The following is a 4,787-nucleotide window of genomic DNA, read 5'->3' on the forward strand; positions in this document are numbered from 1 at the left end:
CAGCCTGCACCGCCCCCTCCGCCGTCCGTGCCGGTCCCGCTCCCACCGCCTCCAGCGTCAGTCGGGTGACACCGGCGCCGCGCACGCACGCCACCTGGTGCTGTTCGAGCCAGCCCAGCTTCCACTTGTGCCAGGCGAAGAAATCGGGCGCGAGAGCGAACTGGCTGCCCATGAGGTCCCAGTCGCCGACATGGGTGTCCCAGTCGCCCTTGCCGTCGACGGGCCGGTGGTAGAGGTCGGGCAGGTCGAAGACATGGCCGGTCTCATGGGCGAGGACGAGACGGTCCGGCGGATGCTTCTCGAACACGGTGACGACGCGGCGCAGACCCGTCCCGTCGACCTCCAGGGGCGACTCCAGGTTCACCACCTTCGTCGCGTCCGAGTCGACGCCGGGCGCGTGCGGGTCGGCGATGAAGTACACGATGTCGTAGCGGGAGAAGTCGATGTACGGGTCGGCGGTCGCGAGGGCGTCCTTCAGATAGGCGGCCCGGTGCGGCGCGTTCCAGTCCCGCCGTATGGCGTACGACGTGGAGCGGCGCGGCATCTGCAGCCATTGGCGGTGCGGATGCGGACGGAGGGCGAACTTGCCGTAGGAGGCGCGTTCGAAGAACTGGCTGGTGTCCGGAAAGTGATCGGCGGTCAGCTGTTCCGGGGAGGTGACGGGGGTGGAGTCCGGAAAGGAAAGGAACACCAGTACGGCGTCGAGGTCGCGCGTGGGGCGCGGATAGGCGGCGTTCCAGGTGTCGAGACCCTCCGAGTGATGCGCCTCGGTCCTGCGCAGGGCGCACGCCTCGGACAGGGGGACGGCGACCGACGGGGCCGCGATCAGGGAGGTCGCGGCGAGGGCGGTCAGCGAGGTCAGCATGGCCGCCGTACTGCGCAACGTGGGCACACGGCCGTCGAGGAGTCCCTGCCGGAGAGGCCCCTTCCAGGGGTGCGGACGCTGCACGGGGACCTCCGAACGCGAGTCTTGGGACGCCGCGTCCAGATTTTCCGAATTAGTAGTACTTTGCCCTGTTTGTCTACATCAGACGGGTGAGGGACGGTCGTACAGTCCCCTCGGGGCGACACCCCGTGCACTCACGGAACGTCACAAGCGGTCGACGATTCCGGGAAGCCGTTCAGCTCGGGGCAGAAACGATCTGTCAGATCTGGTCGTTGTTCAGGGAGACTGGAGAGTGGCTAGAAGGCCCTGGGGGCAACCTCTATGATCGGCACACTTTCCTGCACGGACACGGCCAGAGCGCCCTTCGTACTTAGTTCGGCCGCTCCGAAGACACAATCGAGATCCATACGAAAAACGAGTGCACTGCGGGAGCGAACGGTGAGCGGAACGTCCCAAGGGCCGGCGCCCGCGGCAGACCTCGTCCGGTCAGCGACTACAGAGCGTCACGCCGAAGCGCCAGATGTGTCAGCGGCGTCGGGCACGGCGGACGCGTCGGGCAGGGCGGTGGTCGAGAGCACTCCCTCCGCCTTCTCCGCGGCGCCGCTGGCCATGGCCGTCGTCGACCGCGAAGGGCGGGTCGTCACCGCGAACGCGGCGATGGAGACACTGCTGGGGAACGGGGTGGCCGGGCCGCTCGCGGGGCGCGTCGCGGCCGAGTTGGTCGACCTCGCCGCGGACACCCGCACCTGGCACGCGTATCGCGAGGTGCTGCGCGGCCGGCAGGCCCGGCTGCGCTGCACACGCCGACTCAAACGGCCCGACGGGACCTCCCTGTGGGTCCAGGTGTCGGTGGCGCCGCTGCCCGAGGAGGAGGGCGCGGTCCTGCTCTCGGTGACCGACATCAGCGCCAACCGTCAACTTCAGGCCAGACTCCAGCACTTGCAACTGCACGACCCGGTGACCCGGCTGCCCAACCGCACCCTGTTCTTCGAACGGCTGGCCGCCGCCCTGGAGCGGGACGCCTACGAGGAGTCCGGCACCGGCCGGATCGGCCTGGTCTATCTGGACCTCGACGGGTTCAAGGCGGTCAACGACACCCTCGGCCACCGGGTCGGCGACCGGCTGCTCTCGGCCGTCGCCGAGCGGCTGACCCGGTGCGCGGAGGCGGCGGCGTACGGCCGTTCGGCGGGCGCGCCGGCCACGGCCCCGCTGGTGGCCCGGCTCGGTGGCGACGAGTTCGCCGTCCTCGTCGAGGACTCCACCGGCACCGAACAACTCGCCGACCTGGCCGAGTCCGTGCTCAGGACCCTCCAGGCGCCCTTCGACCTCGCCGGGCAGCGGCTGTCCGTGTCGGCGTCGATCGGCGTCGTGGAACGGCAGTCGGCGAGCACCACGGCCACCGGGCTGATGCAGGCCGCCGACACGACGCTGTACTGGGCGAAGGCCGACGGCAAGTCCCGCTGGACGCTGTTCGATCCGGAGCGCAACGCCCACCGGATGACCCGTCAGGCGCTGTCGTCCACGCTGCGGGCGGCCATCGGGCGGGGCGAGTTCGTCCTGGAGTACCAGCCGCTGGTCGGGATGGCGCAGGGCGAGGTGCGCGGGGTGGAGGCCCTGGTGCGCTGGCACCATCCGCAGTTCGGCCTGTTGACGCCGAATCGGTTCATCTCACTGGCGGAGGAGGACGGTTCGATCGTCCAGCTCGGCCGCTGGATCCTCGCGACCGCCTGCCGGCAGGCCCGCCGCTGGCAGCTCGACCACCCCGGCCGGGCGCCGATCTTCGTCAGCGTCAACGTCGCCGTGCGCCAGGTCTGGGACTCCGACCTCGTCGCCGATGTCGCCGAGATCCTCTCCGAGACGGGCCTCGCCCCGCATCTGCTCCAGCTCGAACTCACCGAGTCCGCGCTGATGGGCTCCGCCGGCCGCCCGTTGCAGGCGCTCAAGGCCCTCAGCGACATGGGGGTCCGTATCGCCATCGACGACTTCGGCACGGGCTACTCCAACCTCGCGTACCTGAGCCGGCTGCCGGTGTCCGTGCTGAAGCTGGACGGGGCGTTCGTCCGGGGCTTCCAGTACGAGACGCCGCAGGAGGGCGGGACCGGGGACGACGGGGTGCCCAACCCCGCCGACGAGATCATCGTCGAGGCCCTCGTCCAGCTCGCCCACCGGCTCGGGCTGACCGTCACCGCGGAGGGCGTGGAGACCGACGCCCAGGCCTCCCGGCTGCGCAGACTCGGCTGCGACACCGGGCAGGGATGGCTGTACTCCCGCGCGGTGTCGCCCGAACGGATCGGCGAACTGCTGGGCGCCGCGGCCTGCCCCCAGACCTGAGGCCGCCTACCGAGTGCCCTCGGTACGGGCCCCAGATCTGAGGCCGCTCACCGATCGCCGTCGGTACGGGGGATCCGCGGCAGGTCGTAGGCGCCCGCGATCAGTTCGTAGGAGCGCAGGCGCAGGTCGGGGCTGTGGGCGTGGGTGGTGAGCATCAGCTCGTCGGCGCCGGTGCGCTTGTGGAGGTCGTCGAGGCGGGTGCGGACCTCGTCGACGGTGCCGTGGATGACATCGGCGTTCCAGGAGTCGATGAAGTCCTGTTCGACCGCGCTGAACCGGTATGCCTCCGCCTCCTCCGGGGTCGGGACGAGGCCGGGGCGGCCGGTGCGCAGGCGGACCATGTTCAGGGCGGCGGCCCTGACCTGGCGGCGGGCCTCCTTCTCCTCGTCGGCGGCGAGGGCCGAGACACCGATCAGCGCGTACGGGGCGTCGAGGACCGCGGAGGGGCGGAACGTCTCGCGGTACAGGTCGAGGGCCGGGATCGTGTTCCGCGCGGAGAAGTGGTGCGCGAAGGCGAAGGGCAGGCCGAGTTCGCCGGCCAGGCGGGCACTGAAACCGGAGGAGCCCAGCAGCCAGATCGGGGGGCGGTGCGGGGACTGCACACCGCCGGGCGACGTGCCCTGGATCGGGCCCGGTACCGCGTGGACACGGCGGTAGGGGTGACCGTCGGGGAAGTCGTCGTCCAGGAACCGGGTCAGCTCCGCGAGCTGCTCGGGGAAGTCGTCGGCGCCCTCGTGGAGCCGGGCGGAGCGGCGCAGGGCGGCGGCGGTGGCGCCGTCCGTGCCGGGGGCGCGGCCGAGGCCGAGGTCGACACGGCCGGGAGCCATGGCCTCCAGTGTGCCGAACTGCTCCGCGATGACCAGGGGGGCGTGGTTCGGGAGCATCACGCCGCCGGAGCCGAGGCGGACGCGGGTGGTGTGGGCCGCGAGGTGGGCGAGGATCACGGCCGGGGAGGAGGAGGCCACGCCCGGCATGGAGTGGTGTTCCGCGACCCAGTAGCGGTGGTAGCCGCGGTCCTCCGCCTGGCGGGCGAGGGCGACGCTCGTGCGCAGGGCGTCGGTGGCGGTGCGGCCGGCGCCGACGGTGACGAGGTCGAGGACGGAGAGCGGGACCGGGGCGGTGCCGTGCGTCTTGCCTCGGATCTCGTCTGCGGTCACGGCGGGGCCTCCTGCTGTTGCTGTTCACGGCGGTTCTGGGGTACGCCGGGGGTTAACAGGAGGGTGTCTCCGTTTATTCCGGCGGCTCCGCGCGGGCCTTCCGATGCTTCTCGGCCATCGCAGGGGGCCGGAAGGCGGCCGGAACGACCGCCACCGCGTCCGTTTCCCCATAAAAAATCTCACGTTCCCCCAGGGCCGAACGCATGGGCGAACCCCCTCGCGCACGGCCCTGACCTGAGACTCTCCGAGCCACTCATGACGGGGGCATATGCCAGAGTGGTGCGCCCCAGACCAGGGCCCGGATGCTCCGCATCATTCTCGCCAACAGCCGCCCCGTAAACGGCGCTTGGCGGCTATCGTGGTACGAAAGCTTGCGGTCACAACCTGGTAGGGGGAAACCGTGGCGCTGAAGC

3 protein-coding genes are annotated in these 4,787 nt (G+C 70.9%); 1 reads left to right on the forward strand and 2 read right to left on the reverse strand.

Features of this window, described 5'->3' with window-relative positions:
* On the reverse strand, positions 1-949 hold a 949-nt coding region (locus tag AOK23_RS37200; RefSeq protein ID WP_055716901.1), incomplete at its 3' end, for a M6 family metalloprotease domain-containing protein.
* A 375-nt stretch (positions 950-1,324) separates the two neighbouring features.
* Between AOK23_RS37200 and AOK23_RS37205 the strand changes: the two genes are divergently transcribed.
* A complete protein-coding gene (locus tag AOK23_RS37205) occupies positions 1,325-3,217 on the forward strand; it encodes a putative bifunctional diguanylate cyclase/phosphodiesterase (protein ID WP_079049923.1) in 1,893 nt (630 codons plus the stop codon).
* 47 nt (positions 3,218-3,264) lie between these two features.
* Here AOK23_RS37205 and AOK23_RS37210 read toward each other — a convergent pair whose 3' ends face one another.
* Positions 3,265-4,374: an LLM class flavin-dependent oxidoreductase gene (locus tag AOK23_RS37210; protein WP_055716900.1), complete on the reverse strand. Its 1,110-nt coding sequence runs from the start codon at positions 4,372-4,374 to the stop codon at positions 3,265-3,267.
* Between the last annotated feature and the right edge of the window lie 413 nt (positions 4,375-4,787).

The organism is Streptomyces torulosus, from assembly GCF_001419765.1.
In the GTDB taxonomy this organism is placed as follows: Bacteria; Actinomycetota; Actinomycetes; order Streptomycetales; family Streptomycetaceae; genus Streptomyces; species Streptomyces torulosus.